Source organism: Ensifer adhaerens, from assembly GCF_013283195.1.
GTDB classification, from domain to species: domain Bacteria; phylum Pseudomonadota; class Alphaproteobacteria; order Rhizobiales; family Rhizobiaceae; genus Ensifer; species Ensifer adhaerens_G.
In genome coordinates, this window is the sequence record NZ_JABEKT010000015.1 from 1 (window position 1) to 1,650 (window position 1,650).

Annotated in this window: 1 protein-coding gene; it reads right to left on the reverse strand. The window is 65.5% G+C overall.

What is annotated here, in order from left to right; genetic code table 11:
• On the reverse strand, positions 1-1,650 hold a 1,650-nt coding region (locus LPJGGPFB_RS32830; protein ID WP_173424105.1), incomplete at both ends, for a calcium-binding protein.

Sequence of the window (1,650 nt, forward strand, 5' to 3'; positions counted from 1 at the left end):
CGCTGCCGTCATTGGCGAGCGACGCGGTCGTGCGGAAGACGAAGATGTCGGCGCCGTCGCCGCCGGCGAGGAAGTTGACGGCATTGCCGGCGACGAGCACGTCGTCGCCCTTGCCGCCGACAGCGCCTTCGATCGAGGTCAACAGGTCCGAGCCGATCTCAACCCCTTCGGCCGTGCCGCGGTCGAGGTCGATCACGACGGCCTGCATCGCTGCCGAAGCGTCGTAGGTGTCGATCGCCTCGTTGCCGTCAATCAGGTCGTTGCCGTCGTCGCCGTTCGCATCCGGCGCGATCACCACCAGGAACGTGTCATTGCCGGTGTTACCCTCCAGCGTATCTCTGCCGCCGCCCCCGACGAGAACATCGTCGCCGCCGCGGCCACGCAGTATGTCGTTGCCGTCGCCGCCCGACAGGATATTGTTGCCGGCGCCGCCGGACAGGCGGTCGCCACCTTCGCCACCGACTATGATGTCGAAGCCTTCGATCAGGTCCGAACCGATCTCCTCGCCTTCGGCAATGCCGGCCTCGATATCGGCAAGCACGGCCTGCACCAGCGCCGACATGTCGAGCGTATCGATGCCGTCCCCACCCGAATAACTGTCATTGCCATCAGTGCCGGCACCTTCGGCCACGACAACAACGACTGTGTCATTGCCCAGGCCGCCCAGGACGGTATCGTTCCCCAGGCCACCGGACAGCGTATCGTTGCCGGCACGGCCGTCGATGACATCGTTGCCGTCATTGCCGATGAGGGTGTTGCTCTCGGCGTCGCCCGAGAGCTGGTCGTCGCCGGCGCCCCCGATAGCGGCTTCGATCCGTTGAAGTGTGTCCGAGCCGATCTCCTCGCCCGTGGCCGTTCCCTGTTCAAGATCGACGACGATGCTGTCGGTGGTGGCGCTGGCATCGAGCGTGTCGTAGCCGGTTCCGCCATTATAGCTATCGTTGCCGTCAGTCGTTTCCCCCGGCACGCAGACCGGAGCCTCGACGACGATGGTGTCATCGCCGGCGCCACCAGAGACGACATCGTCGCCCTGGCCGCCGGCCAGCGTGTCGTCGCCGGCGCGGCCATCGATGACATCGTTGCCGTCATTGCCGATCAGCGTGTTGTCTTCGGCGTCGCCCGAAAGCTGGTCGTCACCCGAGCCGGCGATCACGGTCTCGATGCTGTCGACGGTGTCGGAGCCGATCTCGTCGCCCGTGGCCGTTCCCTCTTCAAGGTCGACGACGATGCTCTCGGTGACTGCACTGGCATCGAGCGTGTCGTAGCCTGAGCCGCCATTATAGCTATCGTTGCCGTCAGTCGCCTCACCCGGCGCGCAGGCCGGAGCCTCGACGACAATGGTGTCATCGCCGGCTCCACCGGAGACGACATCGTCGCCCTGGCCGCCGGCCAGCGTATCGTCGCCGGCGCGGCCATCGATGACATCGTTGCCGTCATTGCCGACCAACGTGTTGCAGGCGGCGTCGCCGGAGAGCTGGTCATCACCGGAACCAGCGATCACGGTCTCGATGCTGTCGACGGTGTCGGAGCCGATCTCTTCGCCTGTCGCCGTTCCCTGTTCGAGATCGACGACAATGGTCTCGGTGGTGGCGCTGGCATCGAGCGTATCGGTTCCTGCGCCGCCTTCGTATGTGTCGTCGCCGTCATCGT